This is a genomic window from Natronorubrum daqingense, assembly GCF_001971705.1.
Taxonomy (GTDB): Archaea; Halobacteriota; Halobacteria; order Halobacteriales; family Natrialbaceae; genus Natronorubrum; species Natronorubrum daqingense.
The window spans coordinates 543767-560313 of sequence record NZ_CP019327.1; the positions used below are offsets into that span (position 1 = coordinate 543767).

Consider the following 16547-nt stretch of genomic DNA (forward strand, 5'->3'; position numbering starts at 1 on the left):
CTCCAACCGTCCCGTGGCCGGGTAACTCGGCGGTGCGTTTAACCTCCACCTCGGAAACTATTGTGTATGGACACGACGTTGCCCGACGAACACCGGATGATACGCGAGACCGTCAGGGACTTCTGTGAGAGTGAAATCGAGCCGATCGCACAGGAGATCGAAGACGAGCACCGGTTTCCCGAGGAAATCTTCGAGGAACTCGCGTCGCTCGATATGATGGGCGTGCCGATTTCCGAGGAGTACGGGGGACTCGGCGGCGATACCCTCATGTACGCGCTGGTCGCCGAGGAACTGGGGCGGGTGTCAGGATCGATCGGCCTCTCCTACGTCGCCCACACGTCATTGGCGTCCAAACCGATCGAACACTTCGGGACGGAACGCCAAAAGGAACGCTGGCTCCGCCCACTCGCGGAAGGCGAGTATCTCGGCGGCTGGGCGCTGACGGAACCCGAAAGCGGCTCCGACGCCTCGAGTATGAACACGACTGCACGCAAGGAGGGCGATGAGTGGGTGCTCGACGGCACCAAGCAGTTCATCACCAACGCCTCCGAGGCCGGGTCGATCCTCGTCAAAGCGGTTACGGACCCCGACGCTGGCTACGACGGCATCTCGACGTTCATCGTCGATCCGCGCGAGGACGACGGCTTCGAGGTGACGACGATCTGGGACAAGATGGGGCTCAACGCCTCGCCGACCTGTGAGATCCACCTCGAGAACGTTCGCCTTCCCGAGGATCGACTGCTCGGCGAGGTGGGCGAGGGCTGGACCCAGACGAAGAAGACCTTAGACGGCGGTCGAATATCGATTGCCGCGCTCTCGACGGGGTTAGCACAGGGTGCGTACGAACACGCGAAGGACTACAGCCAGGAACGCGAGCAGTTCGGCGAGCCGATTTCGAAGTTCGACGCGATTCGAGACAAGATCGTCGACATGCACCGCAAAACCGAGCGCGCACGGTTGCTCACCCACCGCGCTGCGCGGAACTACGACGACGGTCACGACGTAACGCGAGAGTCTGCACTCGCGAAACTCGACGCTAGCGAGGCCGCTCGAGCGGTCGCCGAAGACGCCGTCCAGGTGTTGGGCGGGTACGGCTACACGACCGATTTCGCCCCCCAGCGCTTCTACCGGGACGCGAAACTGATGGAAATCGGCGAAGGGACGAGCGAGATTCAACACCTCGTGATCGGGCGCGAACTGGGACTCTAACCCGGATTCTATGCTCGTCACGCTCGTTGGTATCGGCTTCATCGCTCTCGGCCTCGTGGGTGTTCGATACGCACCCGCCATCGTCGCCGCCCAACACCAGGAGGGGATGGCCCCACTCGAGGACGGTCGCGACGAACTGGACGACACAGACAGGGTGAGCGTGACGAAGTGGACGGGTGTCGCGTTCGTCGCGCTCGGCGTCGTCGCCGTCGCGTACGGCGTTGGAATCGTATAACGACGTCGCCATCGAGTACCGCCAGAGGGAAGTTCTATACGGAACGGAGGAAATGTACGACCAATGACCGATTCGGCACTCGTTTGGATTGGACTTATCGCGATTGTCGGCGGCGTGTCTACTACCCATCTCGTCCGAACGTGCGTGACTGCCCGTGAACTCGATTACTGGGCGGTTTCAATCGCGTCCCTCAGCTGTGCGGGGGTTCTCGAACTCGGGATGGCCAATAGCTACCTCCCCGCCGCCAAGCCGCTTACAGTTCTCAGTGGACTCGCGACGGTTACCGCGCTCGTCCTCGCTGCCGTCGCAATCCGAACACGAACAACGGGATGATCGACGATTCGAGTGACTCGAGTTCGCCACCGCCGTCGAATACCCAAACCGTGCGCCAAACTCCTGTTAGAGCAACTCTCTGACGCCGTCGTCGTCTTCGTCCGTCGAGTCTTCGTCCGTATCGTTCGTCTCCTCGTCGCTACTCGCCCCTTCCATCATCTCGAGGGCGTCCCCCTCTTCGTCGTCTCGAGCGTCCTGTGGATAGAGACAAATCGTCAGGAGCAAGTCGTCGTTGTCGGTCGGGACGGCCTCGCTGACATGAAGATCGATCGTCGTGTCGTAGCCGTCGTAATTCGCGTCCGCGACGAATCTCGAGCGGGTCGTCTCGGTCCCGAGAATCGTGATTTCATCGTCCTCGTCGTGGGAAACGTTACTAATGTCGTCGTACTCGTCCTCGAGCATCTCGACGAACTCTTCGGCCGACTTGTCCTCGATCGGATTGAAGTTCTGCCCGGCGACCCCGATCTGGGGCGTCGTGAGGACGATCGCGATCGCACCGGACTGGTTTCCGAGCGGACCCATAGAGACTTCCTTCTGGTACTCGGTCGCGTAGTTAGTAACCGAGATGCGCTCCGAATAGGGACCGATGCTCACCTCCTCCTCGGCGGCGATATTGGTCACGACGGACGGTTCGTACCCGGCGTCTTCGTAGACGCCTTCCTCGACACTCCCCGGCGACGCTTCGTGTTCGTCCATGCCGACCACGCCGAGACAGCCCGAGAGCGCCGTCAGTCCCGCGACGCCGACACCGCCGAGTAGTGTTCTTCGGTTCATAGCCGACACAATTTCAGTCCAGTTCATAAGTGTTTGTTGAATCGGCGATTGTCTGTCGGTTCGACAAGATGTTTCTCGAGGCGCGAGAGATCCTATCCTCGCGTTCGAACTACCGTTTGAACGGCCCCAGAACGAACGAGAGCAGTGACATCCCGACGTGTTCGCCACTTTGACGCCGATGGACTCGAGTGAGATGGAGGACGACGACGTATCCGATCACGGAGAGGATGACTGCGATAATGACGTTTCCAACGAGTAATTGCTGGAGTGCGACCCAGGCGAACTCACTCGAGAGCATTTCGTACGACGCGGCCGACTCCGATCCGAGGACGAACGCACCCACCTGAAAGCTCACGACGTAAACGGCGGGCTTTACGAACGGGTTGAAGACCGCAACTGAGGCAAAAAGCGCCGGTTTGGAGATCCACGGCCAGATCGAGACGAACACGAAGAACAATCCGAGACCGAGACCGCCGGTTGGGAGCGCCGTCACGAACACTCCCATCGCAAAACTCGCAGCCACTTCTCGAGGCGTGCGCTCTTCGCTGAAGGCCTTCACGAGCCCCGCCCTCACTCGGTCTCTGTACGCCTGCAGGCGTTTTCTCACTATTCGCTCTGTCGGGCCCTCACGAGCAATCGCCAAAAAGCTACCGAGTGTCTCGACGAAACTGTTAGAAATTGCTACACTTCGGCCGTCCCATATCGCCCGACAAGATGGGATCGGCGTGATGTCGACTCGTCTCAGGGGAACGTTCCGGCTTCCTCGAAGGCATCGGCGACGCGTTGAATCGCGACGACGTAGGCTGCAGTCCGGGGATTGTCGAGATCGTGTTCTTCGAGGGTATCGACGAGCGCGTCGAACGCGTCGACGATGATCTCCTCGAGTTCGTCGTTGACCTTCGATTCGCTCCAGTAGAAGCGCTGTCGGTTCTGGACCCATTCGAAGTAACTGACCGTCACGCCACCCGCGTTCGCGAGAATATCGGGGATGACGAAGACGTCTTCGTCCTCGAGAACCTCGTCGGCTGCGGGCGTCAGCGGCCCGTTCGCGGCTTCGGAGATGACGTCCGCACTCACGTTTTCGGCGAGGTCGGCGTCGATAGCGTTCTCGAGTGCCGCAGGAATCAGGAGATCGACATCCATCGTCAGCACGTCTTCGTTCGTGAGTTCTTCGACGCTCTCCTCGTAGCCGAGGATGCTTCCCGTTTCGTTCTTGTGGTCTTTCGCTGCGACCGGATCGAAGCCGTCGGGATTGTAGATGCCGCCACTCGAGTCGCTGGCTGCGACGACGGTCGCGCCCATCTCGTCGATGAGTTTCGCGGCGATCCAGCCGGCGTTTCCGTAGCCCTGGACGGCGACGGTCGCTCCCTCGAGGTCCTTGTCGAGGTAGTCGAACGCCTCGCGGGCGGCGATCACGGTCGAACGGCCGGTCGCTTCGACGCGGCCTTCGCTTCCGCCACTCGCGAGGTTCTTGCCCGTGATGACGCCGGGTTCGGTCGTGTTCTCGAGCGATTCGTACGTGTCCTTGATCCAGTTCATCTCGCGTTGACCCGTGTTGACGTCGGGTGCAGGAATGTCACGGTCTTCGCCGATCAGGGGGCGAAGCTCCGTCGCGAACGTGCGAGTAACTCGCTCGAGTTCGTCGTCAGAGTACTCGTCGGGGTCGATGATGATGCCACCCTTGCCGCCGCCGAGTGGGATGTCGACGATCGCGGTCTTGTAGGTCATCCACCCGGAGAGCGCCTTTACTTCGTCGCGTGAGACCTGTGGATGGTATCGAATGCCGCCCTTGTAGGGGCCGCGATCGGCGTTAAACTGCGATCGAAACGCCGTGAATCGCTCGAGTTCGCCGTCGTCGCGTTCGACCGTCAGGTTCGTCTCGAGCACCCGTTCGGGGTGCTTGAGTCGCTCGATGAGGTCGTCGCCGATCTCGAGGTGGGTGGCTGCCTCGTCGATCTGTGACTGCAGGCTTTCGAATGGATTCGTCGTGCCTTCGGCCATATCTGCCTGTTTCTCGGACGCAGGGATAAGCATAGCGAATACCTATCATAGGGAAACGATCCCCTACATTCGAGGATATTGATATTCCCTCCTATCGTGGACGTTCGTTCACTTTTCCCCCGTCGCTGCGTCGGCTCGCTCCTGGATTCGTCGGGCCTGTGCGATCAGCGGTGCATCGATCATCTCGCCGTCGACCTCGAAGACGCCTCTGTTCTCGGCGTCAGCCTCGCGTTTGGCCGCCAGCACTCGCTCGGCCCACTCGCGTTCCTCGTCGCTCGGCGTGAACGTCTCGTTGATCGGGTCAACTTGCGCCGGGTGAATCGCCAGTTTGCCGTCGTACCCAAGTTGGAGCGCGAATTCGGTATCATCCCGGAGTGCCCGCTCGTCGCCGAAGTCCGTGACGACGGTGTCGATCGCGAGACACTCCTTGGCCGCTGCTGCGAGTACGACGCGTTCGCGTGCGTAGAGGACTTCCGTGCCCTCCGACGTTCGCGAGGCACCGATGTCAGCGGACAGGTCTTCGGCGCCGAACACCAACGCGTCGGTCGCCGGTACGGCGGCGATCTCCGGCGCGTCGAGCACCCCGGACGCGTTCTCGATCAACGCGAACACCGGCACAGTGTCGCCGATTCGTCCGAGTTCGTCCTCGAGCGAGCGAACGTCGGCCGCCGACTCGACTTTCGGGAGCACGAGGCTATCGAGTCGTAGGCCGTCAGCAGCGCCGTCGCGGTCAGCCCCTCCCGATTCATCGAAGATCGCCTCGAGATCGTCCGAGTACGCCGACTGGGAGGCGTTGACCCGAACACAGACCTCACAGTCCGGGTCGAACTCGGGATCGGCGAGGACGTCGCGGACGGCGTCTCGAGCCTCGTCTTTTCGCGCGGGGGCGACGGCATCCTCGAGGTCGAAGATGATCACGTCGGCCCCGGCGTCAGGTGCCTTTCTGAGCATTTCCGGTCGATCGCCCGGCGTGAACAACAGACTTCTGCGAGCCATACGCCCCCTCTCTCGTCCACGAGTAAATGGCTATGTGTGCCCCCTCACGCGTACCGGAAACGGCGGTGAGGATGGTGTGTCGCGTCACTTCACCATCGGCGTAGCGAACTCTCGATCGGGTTCTCGAGCGCACCAGTACCGGGAATCACCTGAAAGACGAAGAGCAGGTAGTACGCGGAGACGACGAGCAAGACGACGCCGACGACCCGGTTGATCGGATCACTGTAGCGCGCGAGGGTCTGGGTCACCTGGCGACTGTAGGGCTGTGAGACGAGTGCGAAGGCGAGAAGCGGGGCACCGATACCGAGTCCGAACGCCAAAAATCCGAGCATCACCTCGAGTTGGGTATCGAACTCGGGGAACGCGACCGTCGAGCGACTGAAGAACAGCGCGATGAGACCGGGGTTGCAGGGAATCACGATCGCACCGAAACCGAATCCGTACCCGAATGCAGACAGCGTCGGGTACCGCGAGTGTGGCGGTTCGACCGTCGGAAGCCTCGAGAAGCCGGCGGGCGCAACGACGAGTACGAGGCCGACGACGGCCAATACGGCGAACGCGACCGGCGAGAGCTGTGTCACGGCCCTCGTGACGCCGCCGCTGAACGCGACCGTCCAGAGCGAGCCGACGACCGCCATGAACGAGAGGACACCGGCGACGACGAGACTGCCGAGGACGCCCGTCGAGGGACTCCGACCGTGCTTCCCCGTCGACGCGAGATAGGCGATGAAACTCGGGTACAGCGGGAGGACGCACGCCGCGGTTAACGGCGTCGCGAGGCCGATGAGGAAAAACTCGAGGAGTGCGCCGGTCGTCGACGTCATACTCGCGCTCGCCCCAGGGTAGCGGCTATCGCGACTGAGTCGGTTATGGACCGAGAGACGGCCGCGACTGAGTCGGTTGTGGACCGAGAGACGGCCGCGACTGAGTCGGTTATGGACCGAGGGACGGCCGCGACTCGAGCGCCGGCCGCGTTGCTCGAGGTGACCAAAACCGTCCGCTCAACACTCATCGTCGATCATCGATTCGAACTCGTCGGCGTCGACGCGTTTCTCGTAGCGGTAACTCTCGCCGTCGGGACAGATCATGACCACCGGGGATCTGGCGCTGTTGGTGACGTCACGGCCGACATCGCTCACGAGCCCCTCGATGACCTCCTCTTCAGCGATTGCGAATCGCCACTCGTAGTCGTCGTCTTCTGCATAGGCCCGAATGTCGTCCGGACTGGCACCGACGTCCGTCGTCACGTCGACGATTTCGACGTCCCCCTCGGCCCGTTCGTAGAACTCTTCGAACTCGTAGTGTTGACTGTGGCAGGTCGCACAGCCAGTCGAAAACGTGTGAAGGAAAAGCGGGTGGTCGAACTCGCCGAGCGTAAACTCCTCGTCGGTCCGCACGTCCGTCAACGACGTCGTTTGCCACGCCGCGTCCTCGTCGCTCGAGACCGGCTCTGGCTCGTCGCTCGAGTCGTCGTCCGTACCGTCCTCACTCTCGTCGAGACATCCCGCAATGGCACCGATAGCCCCCACAGCGATCGATCCGAGCACGGCGCGTCGCTCGATCGGGTTCCGTTGTGGTGTGCTCATGGGATGGCTCCAGTGTGTAAATACAGTGTCTGTGGCCTGAAATTCGATTCGGTTCCGGACCCCACTCTCAGGCCGAATCGTGCTCGAGGAGCGACGTGAGAACGAGCACGACGTTTTTAGGCTCGCTGGACAACGTCTGTCGTATGGCTGGACTGTACTACGAGGAGTTCACCGTCGGAGAGACGATCGAACACGAGCGTCGGCGCACGATTTCCGAGAGCGACAATCAGCGCTTTTGCGATATGACGATGAACCAACAGCCGTTGCACCTCGACGCGGAGTTCGCGGCCGACACCGAGTTCGGCGGGCGACTGGTCAACGGGCTCTACACGATGTCGCTCGCGACCGGGATTTCGATTCCGGAGACGACCGACGGCACCATCGTCGCGAATCTGTCGTACGACGACGTCGAGCATCCGAAGCCGGTCTTTCACGGCGATACGATCCGTGCCCAATCGACGGTCACCGAAAAACGCGAAACCAGCGACGGCGAGCGCGGAATCGTCACGATGTGCGTCGAGGTGTTCAATCAGGACGACGACCTCGTCTGTTCGTTCGATCGAACGATTCTCTCGCTCAAACGCGCACTCGAGGAGTGACGACGGGGTCGAAATACGACGGCTGAGACGGCTCAGATCACCGTCGATATCATGTAGAGATTGATGAAGACGGCCGCCGTCCACGGGACCGCCAACCCGGCGGGAACGATCGCTCGATACGCGACGGGTAACAGCGGTCGACAGACGAGACCGATTCCAACCGCGAACGCTTTCAACGCGATCATGCCCACCAGTCCGTACCCCTCGATTGCACTTCGTGCGATCGGATTCGACTCCGCTAACCCCATGTGGAGGCCGACGAAGGTCGTCACGATATCGCCCACGAGCGAGACCCCGACGAGGATCCAGCAAAATCGCTCGAGTGCAACTGGCGACACATCGACTGGGAAGTGAACGCGTGCGTGAGCGCCGTCGGAACTCATACGCTCCCCGCCGGAGTCGAACCGGCTGTCGCGGTGACCGTCGGGAGGTATCCTCTCGCACCCGACGCTTTCAGCAAACGGGCTATTGTTATGCCAAGCGTAGAGTCTCTGTACGTGGCACTAAGCGGGAACTACCCGCTGGAATGCGCCTGCTACCAGGTGCTCGAGAGAATTGTTCCGACGCCGAATGCTATCGAAATTGAGCCTGCGCTCGCTACCGACGCGAATGGAGTTCTGCTCGAGTGGCCCAAAGACACGACACTCGAGTAGCTGGCAGACGGCCCGTGACTGGAGACGCCAACCGGATTACAGAATCGTGCCGTGTTTTTTGTCCGGCAGAGACTTCTCGACGTCTTCGTAGAAGTCGAAGCGGGCGGCGAGTTCCTCGCGTAGCTCGCTGGGCGGGACGATTTCGTCGATAACGACCTCGCTCGCCATCCGGTGGACGTCGATGTCTTCGCGGTACTCCGCTCTGAGTTCTTGTTCCATTCGCTCGCGTTCATCGGGGTCGTCCACCTCGGAGAGCTTTCGGGCGTACACGGCGTTGATCGCGGCCTCGGGCCCCATGATGGCTATCTCCCCGGACGGGAGGCCGAGCACGCTCTCCGGGTCGTACGCCGGCCCGCCCATCGCGTAGATGCCGGCTCCGTAGGCCTTTCGCACGACGACGGTCTGTTTTGGCACCGTCGCCGACGACGTCGCGTAGATCAGCTTCTTCCCCTGCTCGAGAATGCCGTCTTTTTCGACCTGCGAGCCGGCCATGAACCCCGGCGTGTCACAGAGGTAGAGCAACGGAATGTTGAACGCGTCCGACTTCCAGACGAACTCCGCGGCCTTCTCCGCGGCGTCCGGGAAAATCGCGCCCGCCCGCGATGCGGGTTGGTTCGCGACGATGGCGATCGGCCGCCCGTCGATTCTGGCGTAGGCCGTGATGATCTCCGAGCCGTACTCCGGGCGCACCTCGAAGTACGACCCTTCGTCGACGATGCGGTCGATCACGTCCGTCATGTCGTAGCCGCGATTCGGTTCCTGGGGAACGACGGCGTCGATCCCCGCCGGAGCCCTGGCTGGTGGTTTCGACTCCTGTTTGGGCGGCTTCTCGTCGGCGTTGTTCGGCAGGTAGGTAAGCAACTGGGAGACGAGTTCGCGGGCGTGTGCTTCGTCGTTCGCGATCAGGTCCGCCGAACCCGACTCTCGAGCGTGGACGTCCGGGCCGCCGAGTTCCTGCAAGTCGATATCTTCGCCCGTAACCATCTGTACCATCCGCGGAGAGGCGATCGCCATCGCGGACATCCCTTCGACCATAATCGTGAAGTCGGCGAAGACGGGCGTGTACGCCGCACCGGCGATAGACGGGCCATAGAGGACGCAGATCTGTGGCACTCGTCCCGAGAGCATCGAGTGATTGTAGTAGTACTTCCCGATACCCTCTCGATTCGCGAAGAAGCCCGTCTGCTGGTCGATCCGACCGCCGGAGGAGTCCATCAGGTACAAGACCGGCTGGCCGGTTTTCAACGCCCGTTGTTGCATCCGAAGGAACTTCTCGACGCCTTTTTCGGCCATACTGCCGCGCTTAACGGTGTAGTCGTTGGCCATGAAGTGGAGATTTCGTCCCTCGAAGGTTGCACCGCCCGTGATGAGGCCGTCCGCTGGCAGTCGATCGTCGGTCTCTCCACCCACGCCGTCGGGATGCCAGTCGTCGAACGCCGCGAACCGACCGTCCTCGAACTGCAGTTCGCAATTCTCGGCGTCGAACCACAGCGCGAGTCGGTCCCGGACGAACAGTTTCTCCGACTCCGCTAATTGCTCACGATACTTCTCGGGACCGCCCTCGAGAATGTCGTCGATCTCTGACTTGAGACGCGCCTCGCGTTCGGTCGGTCCGAGATCTTCGCTCGAGTTGGGCGGTTGCTCGCGCGTCGAGGCCCCAGAATCGGCGTCGGTACCGGAGGATGCGCCGTGGGCCTCGTGACTCGAGGTCGACTCGAACTCGTGGACGGCGACGGGGTCATCGTTCCCGTCAGCGTACACTTCGACCGTCTCGCCGACGTGTTCGGCGAGCGCAGCGGCGATCGCTGCCGCTTCGTCGTCGGATGGCGCTGACGTGATATGAACCTGCATGACACATGCTGTGTCGGGGGGTCAAAAACCATTTTCGCCCGCGACGCGTAAAAACCGGCCCGCGTCCACCGACCGCGACTGACCGGAGAACTCGCCACGAGTGTGTTGAGGATCGCCTTGTGTGGACGCGGATCGGTCGGGAGTGAGTCGGCTGTCGAGCACGCGTACCCAACAGTCAGTTGTCTCCGTGGTCACCAACACGAAGACAGCGTTGAGTGGAGTGGCGTCCATCACGAACGCTTGCGTTTAGTCGTCCAGTCGTTAAGACGGGGCCGCTCTTTCGAATGGTGCGTTCGTACCCGTGGGATTGGTGCGACCGCTGTGGGTCATAGTCGCCGGATTTCCGCTATATGAGCGACGGGTAGCAGTCGGTTTCGCTTTCCCAGCGAACGTTCACATTTGGCCTGAGTAGACGGCTGTCGGACCTGTCCGAATAGCGGGAAATTACGCGGTAGAACGGACGTAGCAGGTGCAGGCATAACGAGTATCGGCAATATTCTCGTCAGTTCGGGTGCTGACAACTGTCCCGTGTACGTGAGTATTAGCTTTAGCCGCCTGGGGTGAACGCCCGTTACGACCTTCGATTCGCGGCATGGACCACCCACACACTGAGAACCTCGTCCATCGACTAACGACGATCCGCGACCACCTCGAGGCCGGCATGGATCGTCGCGAGTTCGTCCGAACCCTCGTTACTGGCGGGTATGCGATTGGACTCGCCGGGTTCCTCGGTGTCGACGACTTTCTGGCGGCCGGCGACGACGAGGTTCCGATCGTCACGGCACTCGTCCGAGAGGATCCCGACGATCCGTGGTCGCTCGAGGAGCGAACGCAGTACGTCCCGGCGGAGTGGTACGCCTCCGTCGAGAAGGCGATCGAACTGAACGAGTTGCTGGCCAGAACGGCCTTTACCGGCTACTTGGGCAGTGCCGTCGTCCCAAACTCTTACGAGCGCGGGACGGCAGCCGTCTCCGTCGGCCTCTCGAGTGATCTCGAGTCGATCCGCGAGGCTATCGATGGACTGTTCAACGGTGTTTCACTCGACCTCGAGTCGATCATCGATATCGAGGACAGCCGGGACAAGCCGGACGATATCGAACCGCGAGTCATCGATTCGATCTCGAACCCCGATATTCCCAGCGGGATCGCCTGCGAGACGGCAGAGAGTATCGCGACGTTGGCTCCCGTCATGTACGACCCCGAGACTGAACAGGAGTTTTTCGTGACGGCCGAACACGCCTTCAACGACGGGGCCGAACCGGACAGCGATCGTCTGTCGCTCCCGACCGAAAACGACGACTCGGTCGAGTTGGGGACCGTCGAGTACGCACACCCGACCGAAGATATCGTTGCGGTCGTCCCCGATGATCGCGTTCGGCCGTCGAACGTCATCGACGCCGACTCGCCGGTTCGCGTTCGCGGGCAACTCACCCGAATGGGGCTCGCAGACCTCATCGCTCGAGACGAAGACCTCGAGAAAGTCGGCGCGGTCACCGGACACACGAGCGGCGCAATTCAGGGCTTCGACGCAGTCACCTGCTTTACCGACAACTTCTGTCGATACGGCCAGATACGCTGGGGTGGCGAAATGGATCTCACCGACGGTGACAGCGGCTCCGTGAGCTACTATCACGACCCGGACGGGGAGGACGAAGACGTACTCGTCGCGGGGTTCAACAACGCACGGACGTGGTGGCCGGGTCAGAGTTACGTCTGGGGAATCGGCGCGTACACGCTGAACGAAACGTACGGCTATCACTTCTAATGGCGACAGACGACACATCCACGACGAACCGCCTCGGCGATACCATCCGACGGACTGTCCGAACGATCGCTCGGTTCGTCGGTGACCTTCTCATCGTCACCTGCTGGGTCGTCTTCCTGACGCTCGTCTTTCTCGAGACCGCGTGGCCGGGGTGGACGTTTTATCTCCTCCTCGTTCTCGGAATCGGACTCTACGTCTCCGTCACTGCCACGTGGACAAATTCTGGTAGTGACCAATAGCACGGGAGGAGTCGGCGGGAAACTGTCGCAAAAACCGTTCGCAGAAAATCGCCGTCGAAGCAGCCACCCGAGTCTACGCGAGTCGATCCTCGAGTCGCTCGATCAGGTCGGCGTTGCCGACGTGAACCGGCGTTCGATCGTGGAGTTCCGTCGGTTCGACGCTCAACAGCGACTGTGAGCCGTCAGAGGAGCGCCCGCCGGCGCGTTCGACGATGTAGCCGATCGGGTTCCCCTCGAACTGAAGACGCAACTTGCCTTCGGGGCGGGACTCGAGGCCGGGGTAGCCGAAGATGCCGCCGTAGGTGAGCACCTGATTGACGTCGCCGATCATGGCCCCGCCGTAGCGGAGTTTGAGTTCGGATTCGATCTCGCGGGCGTAGGCCTGGAAGTCCTCGGGCCAGTCGGGAACGCGACCGCCGAAGCCGTAGACGACGGGGTCGTCGGGGAGCGTAAGGTCCGTCTCGACGACGGTCCGTTCGCCGCCGGTCAACTCGTACTCCGAGACCGTCTCCTCGGTCGCGAGCACCATCGTCGTGATTGGTCCGTAGAGGATGTACCCCGCGGTGACGAGGGCGTCCCCTCGAGCGGGAAGGGCGTCGTCGTAGACGCCGAAAACGGTCCCCATCGCGTTGTTCGATTTGAGGTTCGAGGAGCCATCAAGCGGATCGACCGCGACGGCGAAGCTTCCTGACGTCGCCGGGTCGTCGCCGCAGTCGTCGACCTCGGCTCGCTCTTCGCTCGCGTACTGCCCGACGCCGTCGATCGCTCTGAGACGGTCGCCGAGTAACTCATCCGCCCAGATGTCGGCTTCGACCTGCGTCTCGCCGCTCGGATTCTCCTCGTCGACGGTGCTACGACGGCCGATGAGCCCCTGTCTGATCTCGGTCGCCGAGCGCGAAATCGTCGCGACGATCGACTCGACGACTGGATCGGACACCGTCATCCTACTGGGTCGCCTCGAGCGCGGCGTCCGCCGTCTCCTCCTCGTAGATGACCTTCTCGAGGGCGTCGAGCAGTTGGGTTGGGTCCTCGCGCTGCCAGACGTTACGACCGACGGCGAGGCCCTTACAGCCCGCGGCGACGGCGTCTTCGACGGTCGAGAGGAACTCGTAGTCGGAGGTCTTCGAGCCGCCGCTCATGACGACGCTCATGTCTCCCGCGGCTCTGCAAGCGTGTTCCATCGCTTCGGGGCTGCCGGGGTATTTGACCTTCGCGATGTCCGCACCGAGCTCGAGGCCCAGACGGGTCGCGTAGGAAATCGTACTTGGTTTGGTGTCGTTTTTGAGTCCCTGTCCGCGCGGGTACGACCACATGACGACGGGGAGGTCGTGTTCGCGGGCGTCCTCCTGGACGTCGCGAAACTCTTCTGCCATCTCGACCTCGTGGTTCGAACCACCATAGAGGGTGAAGCCGACGGCGTCGGCACCGAGTTCGGCCGCGTAGTCGACCGAGCAGTTTACGGCGGAGTCGTACTCGCCCATCCAGAGATTCGAGGTCCCGTTGACCTTCAACAGGAGATTCACGTCGTCATCGTAGCTGGGGTAGTAGCCTTCTGCGATACCCTTCTGGACGGCCATCGCGGTGACGGCGTCGTGGGTCGCCGTCTCGAACACCGTCGACGGATCGAGTTTCTCCGGAACGTCCTCGAAGTCGACGGGACCGTGTTCTAACCCGTGGTCCATCGCCAGAATCAGTGACTTGCCATCGCGTACGATCGGAGAGTCGTCGATCGGAATCATCTGTTAGCAGGTCCAACAGGCCGCTATAAATCTCTGATGGTCCGGACCATCGAAATTACGTACTATTGTAGTTGTTGTTGCGGTGAGGCGGCCGATTTGGGAGTGAACATCCCCCACAGTTTGCGAGAAAAGTTGTCGATATTCGAGGAGATGTTACTCGCCGATATTCGAGTCCACGACGTGTGCTATTCGAGCAGTTCTCGAGCGTTGTGTCGCCACGTCCGAACGTGCAACACCTGTAAATCGAGCACCCGCGCGACCTCGAAGGCGCTGGCGCGTGCTAACTGACTCGCCGAGTGGATCCCCGCCGTGGCCAACGCGTCCGCGTCGTCGGGACCGACCCCCGCGACCGCCGTCACCGGCGTCGGTTCGGGCCACGGTCGTTCAGACGGCTGCTCGCGACCGACAGCGGACTCGACGGCGTGTTCGTACTCGAACGATTGCCACTCCTCGTCATCGCTGAGAGCGATCCACTCGCGTTCGGCCGCACCTAACCCTCGAACCTCGCTCGAGCGTCGCTCGAGGTCGCCGTCGCTCTCGAACGACCAGGGGAGCGAGAATCGCCGCCGGAGCGTCGCTGCGGTCGACTCCTCGACCTCGGCGTCCAGTAGCATGCGATAGGAGCACGCTTTCTCTCTAATTTCGGCCGGGTCGATGTCGGCCGCCTCGAGCGACTCGCGCTCCGTCGGCGTGATTGTGCGCGATTCGATCGGGCGAGCGTCGGTCGTCGGACGTGTGGGGTTCCCGTGCGTTCGCTCGTCGCGTGCGCCGTCGGTCGCCGTCGCTCCCACGGATCGTCTGTTCTCCCGCGCTCGTCCACCGTCGTTATCGCCGCCCTCTGGTTCTTCGATGTCACTCGCTTCGTCGAACGTGAGTTCGACGGTCTCCGTCGACTCCATCTCGAGGTCCTCGAGACGCTCGACGCCGAGATCCACCGTGATGCCGATTCCCAGATCGACGGCGCTCTCCCCACCAGCGTCGTCGCTTTCGGTTCCCGTCCCCGTATTGCCTGCAACGTGTTTCTTGCTCACGCGTTCCACCGGATAGCCGGTATCTCTCACTGTCCAGTCTTCAAACTTCCCCTCGAGAGGTGACTGAGAACTATCACGTCCGATCGATCCGTCGGACGTGACGGATGTGACCAGTACCCTTACGATCGAGTCTCCGGTAGCAGCGGGTATGGTTCGTGACCAGATCGATCGTATCGGCGTCGTCGGCGCGGGGACGATGGGCAGTGGCATCGCGCAAGTCGCGGCAACCAACGGCTACGACGTCGTCCTCCGCGACGTCGAGCCGGAATTTCTCGAAAACGGGTTCGAAACCATCGACCACAGCCTCGAGCGACTCGAGAATCGCGACGCGCTCGAAGCGGAGCCGGAGACGGTCCGCGGTCGAATCGAGGGAACGACGACGCTCGAGGACCTCGCGGAGTGCGACCTCGTCGTCGAGGCGGCCCTCGAGGAGCTGGCGGTCAAACGGGAGATTTTCGCCGACCTCGAACGAGTCTGTGCGGACGACGTAGTGCTCGCGACGAACACGAGCACGCTCTCGATCACCTCGATTGCGTCGAACCTCGAGCACCCAGAACGCGTCGTCGGCTTGCACTTCATGAATCCGGTCCCGATCATGGAGGGCGTCGAGGTCGTCGTCGGTGAGTTGACGGCCGAAGCGGTGGTCGACCTCGCCCACGAACTGGCCATGGATCTCGGGAAGACGACGTGGGAGGCGGACGACAAACCCGGCTTCGTGGCGAATCGAATCCTGATGCCGTGGATCAACGAGGGGATTCGGGCGTACGACGAGGGCGTCGCCTCGAAGGAGGACATCGACGCCGGAATGGAACTCGGGACCAACGTTCCGATGGGGCCGCTCACCCTCGCGGACCACATCGGACTCGATATCTGTCTCCACGCCACCGAGACGCTTCACGAGGAACTCGGCGATCGGTACAAACCGGCCTACCTCTTGAAGCGGAAAGTCGAGGCCGGAACGCTCGGCAAGAAGACGGGATCCGGATTCTACGAGTACGACTGACGAGTGTACACGAGGTGTGCGAGATCCCCCCTGTTCGGGAGAGCGTTTATATCAACTGATGATCAGTAACGGGCATGTGCTCTCGATACGGTCGTCGGACGATCCTCGGTGCTGGAGCGGGCGGAGTCGGTGTCCTCGCTACCGGCTACTACGGCTGGTCCCAGTACGAACGGCGGACCCACCTGCGACTCAGACCGCTCGAGATCCGTTCGGACGCCGACGAGTCGGTCACGCTCGAGGTGACGCTGACGGACGAAACCGGCCACCGCGAGGAGACGGAGACGGTCAGACTAGAGCCGAGCGAGGGAGACACCGAGACCCGTCTCAGCGGACCGTGGATGAAGTACGCCGGCGAGTGGCGACTCGAGGCGTCGACCGAGAGTGAGTCCCTCGAACTCACTGCAGAGACGATCACCGATCGACTCGATGACGCCGGATGGGGCGTCGACTGTGCACACATCACGATCGTCCTCACGGTAGAGCGGACGCTCGAGAGCCAAATCGAGCAATCAGATAGCTGCTAAGCCGAAAAC

General features: G+C 61.9%; 19 protein-coding genes. 8 read left to right on the forward strand and 11 right to left on the reverse strand.

The features are described 5' to 3' along the window. Nucleotides 1-66 precede the first annotated feature (66 nt). The 3 genes from BB347_RS02635 to BB347_RS02645 all read left to right on the forward strand — a co-directional run bounded on the left by BB347_RS02635 (nucleotide 67) and on the right by BB347_RS02645 (nucleotide 1777). Nucleotides 67-1209 (forward strand): acyl-CoA dehydrogenase family protein, encoded by a 1143-nt coding sequence (locus BB347_RS02635; RefSeq protein ID WP_076578669.1) that lies wholly within the window; start codon nucleotides 67-69, stop codon nucleotides 1207-1209. Between the two features lie 10 nt (nucleotides 1210-1219). Continuing rightward, nucleotides 1220-1444: a hypothetical protein gene (locus tag BB347_RS02640; RefSeq protein WP_076578667.1), complete on the forward strand. Its 225-nt coding sequence runs from the start codon at nucleotides 1220-1222 to the stop codon at nucleotides 1442-1444. A 63-nt stretch (nucleotides 1445-1507) separates the two neighbouring features. Beyond that, nucleotides 1508-1777, forward strand: coding sequence for a hypothetical protein (locus BB347_RS02645; RefSeq protein WP_076578665.1), 270 nt, complete (start codon nucleotides 1508-1510; stop codon nucleotides 1775-1777). A 66-nt stretch (nucleotides 1778-1843) separates the two neighbouring features. Here the strand turns inward: BB347_RS02645 and BB347_RS02650 are convergent, their stop codons facing one another. From BB347_RS02650 to BB347_RS02675, 6 genes are all read right to left on the reverse strand, one after another. Beyond that, entirely contained in the window at nucleotides 1844-2551 is a 708-nt protein-coding gene (locus BB347_RS02650) for a DUF6517 family protein (protein WP_076578663.1), read from the reverse strand. Nucleotides 2552-2660: 109 nt separating this feature from the next. Then, nucleotides 2661-3161 (reverse strand): DUF2062 domain-containing protein, encoded by a 501-nt coding sequence (locus tag BB347_RS02655; protein ID WP_076580151.1) that lies wholly within the window; start codon nucleotides 3159-3161, stop codon nucleotides 2661-2663. Nucleotides 3162-3292: 131 nt separating this feature from the next. Then, entirely contained in the window at nucleotides 3293-4552 is a 1260-nt protein-coding gene (locus BB347_RS02660) for a Glu/Leu/Phe/Val family dehydrogenase (RefSeq protein WP_076580149.1), read from the reverse strand. A 108-nt stretch (nucleotides 4553-4660) separates the two neighbouring features. Next, on the reverse strand, nucleotides 4661-5548 hold the full coding sequence (locus BB347_RS02665) for an HpcH/HpaI aldolase/citrate lyase family protein (protein ID WP_076578660.1): 888 nt from the start codon (nucleotides 5546-5548) through the stop codon (nucleotides 4661-4663). Nucleotides 5549-5637: 89 nt separating this feature from the next. After that, nucleotides 5638-6372, reverse strand: coding sequence for a cytochrome c biogenesis protein CcdA (locus BB347_RS02670; protein WP_076578657.1), 735 nt, complete (start codon nucleotides 6370-6372; stop codon nucleotides 5638-5640). A gap of 177 nt (nucleotides 6373-6549) precedes the next feature. After that, a complete protein-coding gene (locus BB347_RS02675; RefSeq protein WP_076578655.1) occupies nucleotides 6550-7134 on the reverse strand; it encodes a TlpA family protein disulfide reductase in 585 nt (194 codons plus the stop codon). A gap of 95 nt (nucleotides 7135-7229) precedes the next feature. Between BB347_RS02675 and BB347_RS02680 the strand changes: the two genes are divergently transcribed. Further along, on the forward strand, nucleotides 7230-7733 hold the full coding sequence (locus BB347_RS02680; RefSeq protein ID WP_338141496.1) for a MaoC family dehydratase: 504 nt from the start codon (nucleotides 7230-7232) through the stop codon (nucleotides 7731-7733). 32 nt (nucleotides 7734-7765) lie between these two features. Here BB347_RS02680 and BB347_RS02685 read toward each other — a convergent pair whose 3' ends face one another. Together BB347_RS02685 and BB347_RS02695 are read right to left on the reverse strand one after the other, a co-directional pair. Continuing rightward, nucleotides 7766-8116: a DUF5658 family protein gene (locus BB347_RS02685; protein WP_170871995.1), complete on the reverse strand. Its 351-nt coding sequence runs from the start codon at nucleotides 8114-8116 to the stop codon at nucleotides 7766-7768. A 306-nt stretch (nucleotides 8117-8422) separates the two neighbouring features. Then, nucleotides 8423-10237 (reverse strand): acyl-CoA carboxylase subunit beta, encoded by a 1815-nt coding sequence (locus BB347_RS02695; RefSeq protein ID WP_076578647.1) that lies wholly within the window; start codon nucleotides 10235-10237, stop codon nucleotides 8423-8425. Between the two features lie 592 nt (nucleotides 10238-10829). Here BB347_RS02695 and BB347_RS02700 point away from each other — a divergent pair. Both BB347_RS02700 and BB347_RS02705 read left to right on the forward strand, forming a co-directional pair. Continuing rightward, on the forward strand, nucleotides 10830-12002 hold the full coding sequence (locus tag BB347_RS02700) for a hypothetical protein (RefSeq protein ID WP_076578645.1): 1173 nt from the start codon (nucleotides 10830-10832) through the stop codon (nucleotides 12000-12002). Next, the gene (locus BB347_RS02705) at nucleotides 12002-12241 is read left to right on the forward strand and encodes a hypothetical protein (RefSeq protein ID WP_076578643.1); all 240 of its coding nucleotides are present in this window, start codon (nucleotides 12002-12004) and stop codon (nucleotides 12239-12241) included. The genes BB347_RS02700 and BB347_RS02705 overlap by 1 nt, the downstream gene beginning before the upstream one ends. A 73-nt stretch (nucleotides 12242-12314) precedes the next feature. Here BB347_RS02705 and BB347_RS02710 read toward each other — a convergent pair whose 3' ends face one another. The 3 genes from BB347_RS02710 to BB347_RS02720 all read right to left on the reverse strand — a co-directional run bounded on the left by BB347_RS02710 (nucleotide 12315) and on the right by BB347_RS02720 (nucleotide 15011). Next, a complete protein-coding gene (locus BB347_RS02710; RefSeq protein WP_076578641.1) occupies nucleotides 12315-13184 on the reverse strand; it encodes a class 1 fructose-bisphosphatase in 870 nt (289 codons plus the stop codon). Nucleotide 13185: 1 nt separating this feature from the next. Further along, nucleotides 13186-13980: a class I fructose-bisphosphate aldolase gene (locus tag BB347_RS02715; protein ID WP_076578639.1), complete on the reverse strand. Its 795-nt coding sequence runs from the start codon at nucleotides 13978-13980 to the stop codon at nucleotides 13186-13188. A gap of 185 nt (nucleotides 13981-14165) precedes the next feature. Further along, entirely contained in the window at nucleotides 14166-15011 is an 846-nt protein-coding gene (locus BB347_RS02720; protein WP_139326954.1) for a hypothetical protein, read from the reverse strand. 148 nt (nucleotides 15012-15159) lie between these two features. Here BB347_RS02720 and BB347_RS02725 point away from each other — a divergent pair, with 148 nt between their 5' ends. Both BB347_RS02725 and BB347_RS02730 read left to right on the forward strand, forming a co-directional pair. After that, nucleotides 15160-16014, forward strand: coding sequence for a 3-hydroxyacyl-CoA dehydrogenase family protein (locus BB347_RS02725; protein WP_076578637.1), 855 nt, complete (start codon nucleotides 15160-15162; stop codon nucleotides 16012-16014). 74 nt (nucleotides 16015-16088) lie between these two features. After that, nucleotides 16089-16538: a hypothetical protein gene (locus BB347_RS02730; RefSeq protein WP_076578635.1), complete on the forward strand. Its 450-nt coding sequence runs from the start codon at nucleotides 16089-16091 to the stop codon at nucleotides 16536-16538. Nucleotides 16539-16547 lie beyond the last annotated feature (9 nt).

Bases quoted from the DNA above. Each gene is read 5' to 3' on its own strand.
- BB347_RS02700 (WP_076578645.1), top strand. From the start codon at position 10,830: ATGGACCACCCACACACTGAGAACCTCGTCCATCGACTAACGACGATC.
- BB347_RS02685 (WP_170871995.1), bottom strand. From the start codon at position 8,116: ATGAGTTCCGACGGCGCTCACGCACGCGTTCACTTCCCAGTCGATGTG.
- BB347_RS02695 (WP_076578647.1), bottom strand. From the start codon at position 10,237: ATGCAGGTTCATATCACGTCAGCGCCATCCGACGACGAAGCGGCAGCG.
- BB347_RS02675 (WP_076578655.1), bottom strand. From the start codon at position 7,134: ATGAGCACACCACAACGGAACCCGATCGAGCGACGCGCCGTGCTCGGA.
- BB347_RS02660 (WP_076580149.1), bottom strand. From the start codon at position 4,552: ATGGCCGAAGGCACGACGAATCCATTCGAAAGCCTGCAGTCACAGATC.
- BB347_RS02715 (WP_076578639.1), bottom strand. From the start codon at position 13,980: ATGATTCCGATCGACGACTCTCCGATCGTACGCGATGGCAAGTCACTG.
- BB347_RS02640 (WP_076578667.1), top strand. From the start codon at position 1,220: ATGCTCGTCACGCTCGTTGGTATCGGCTTCATCGCTCTCGGCCTCGTG.
- BB347_RS02665 (WP_076578660.1), bottom strand. From the start codon at position 5,548: ATGGCTCGCAGAAGTCTGTTGTTCACGCCGGGCGATCGACCGGAAATG.
- BB347_RS02730 (WP_076578635.1), top strand. From the start codon at position 16,089: ATGTGCTCTCGATACGGTCGTCGGACGATCCTCGGTGCTGGAGCGGGC.
- BB347_RS02705 (WP_076578643.1), top strand. From the start codon at position 12,002: ATGGCGACAGACGACACATCCACGACGAACCGCCTCGGCGATACCATC.
- BB347_RS02710 (WP_076578641.1), bottom strand. From the start codon at position 13,184: ATGACGGTGTCCGATCCAGTCGTCGAGTCGATCGTCGCGACGATTTCG.
- BB347_RS02645 (WP_076578665.1), top strand. From the start codon at position 1,508: ATGACCGATTCGGCACTCGTTTGGATTGGACTTATCGCGATTGTCGGC.
- BB347_RS02635 (WP_076578669.1), top strand. From the start codon at position 67: ATGGACACGACGTTGCCCGACGAACACCGGATGATACGCGAGACCGTC.
- BB347_RS02650 (WP_076578663.1), bottom strand. From the start codon at position 2,551: ATGAACCGAAGAACACTACTCGGCGGTGTCGGCGTCGCGGGACTGACG.
- BB347_RS02725 (WP_076578637.1), top strand. From the start codon at position 15,160: ATGGTTCGTGACCAGATCGATCGTATCGGCGTCGTCGGCGCGGGGACG.
- BB347_RS02670 (WP_076578657.1), bottom strand. From the start codon at position 6,372: ATGACGTCGACGACCGGCGCACTCCTCGAGTTTTTCCTCATCGGCCTC.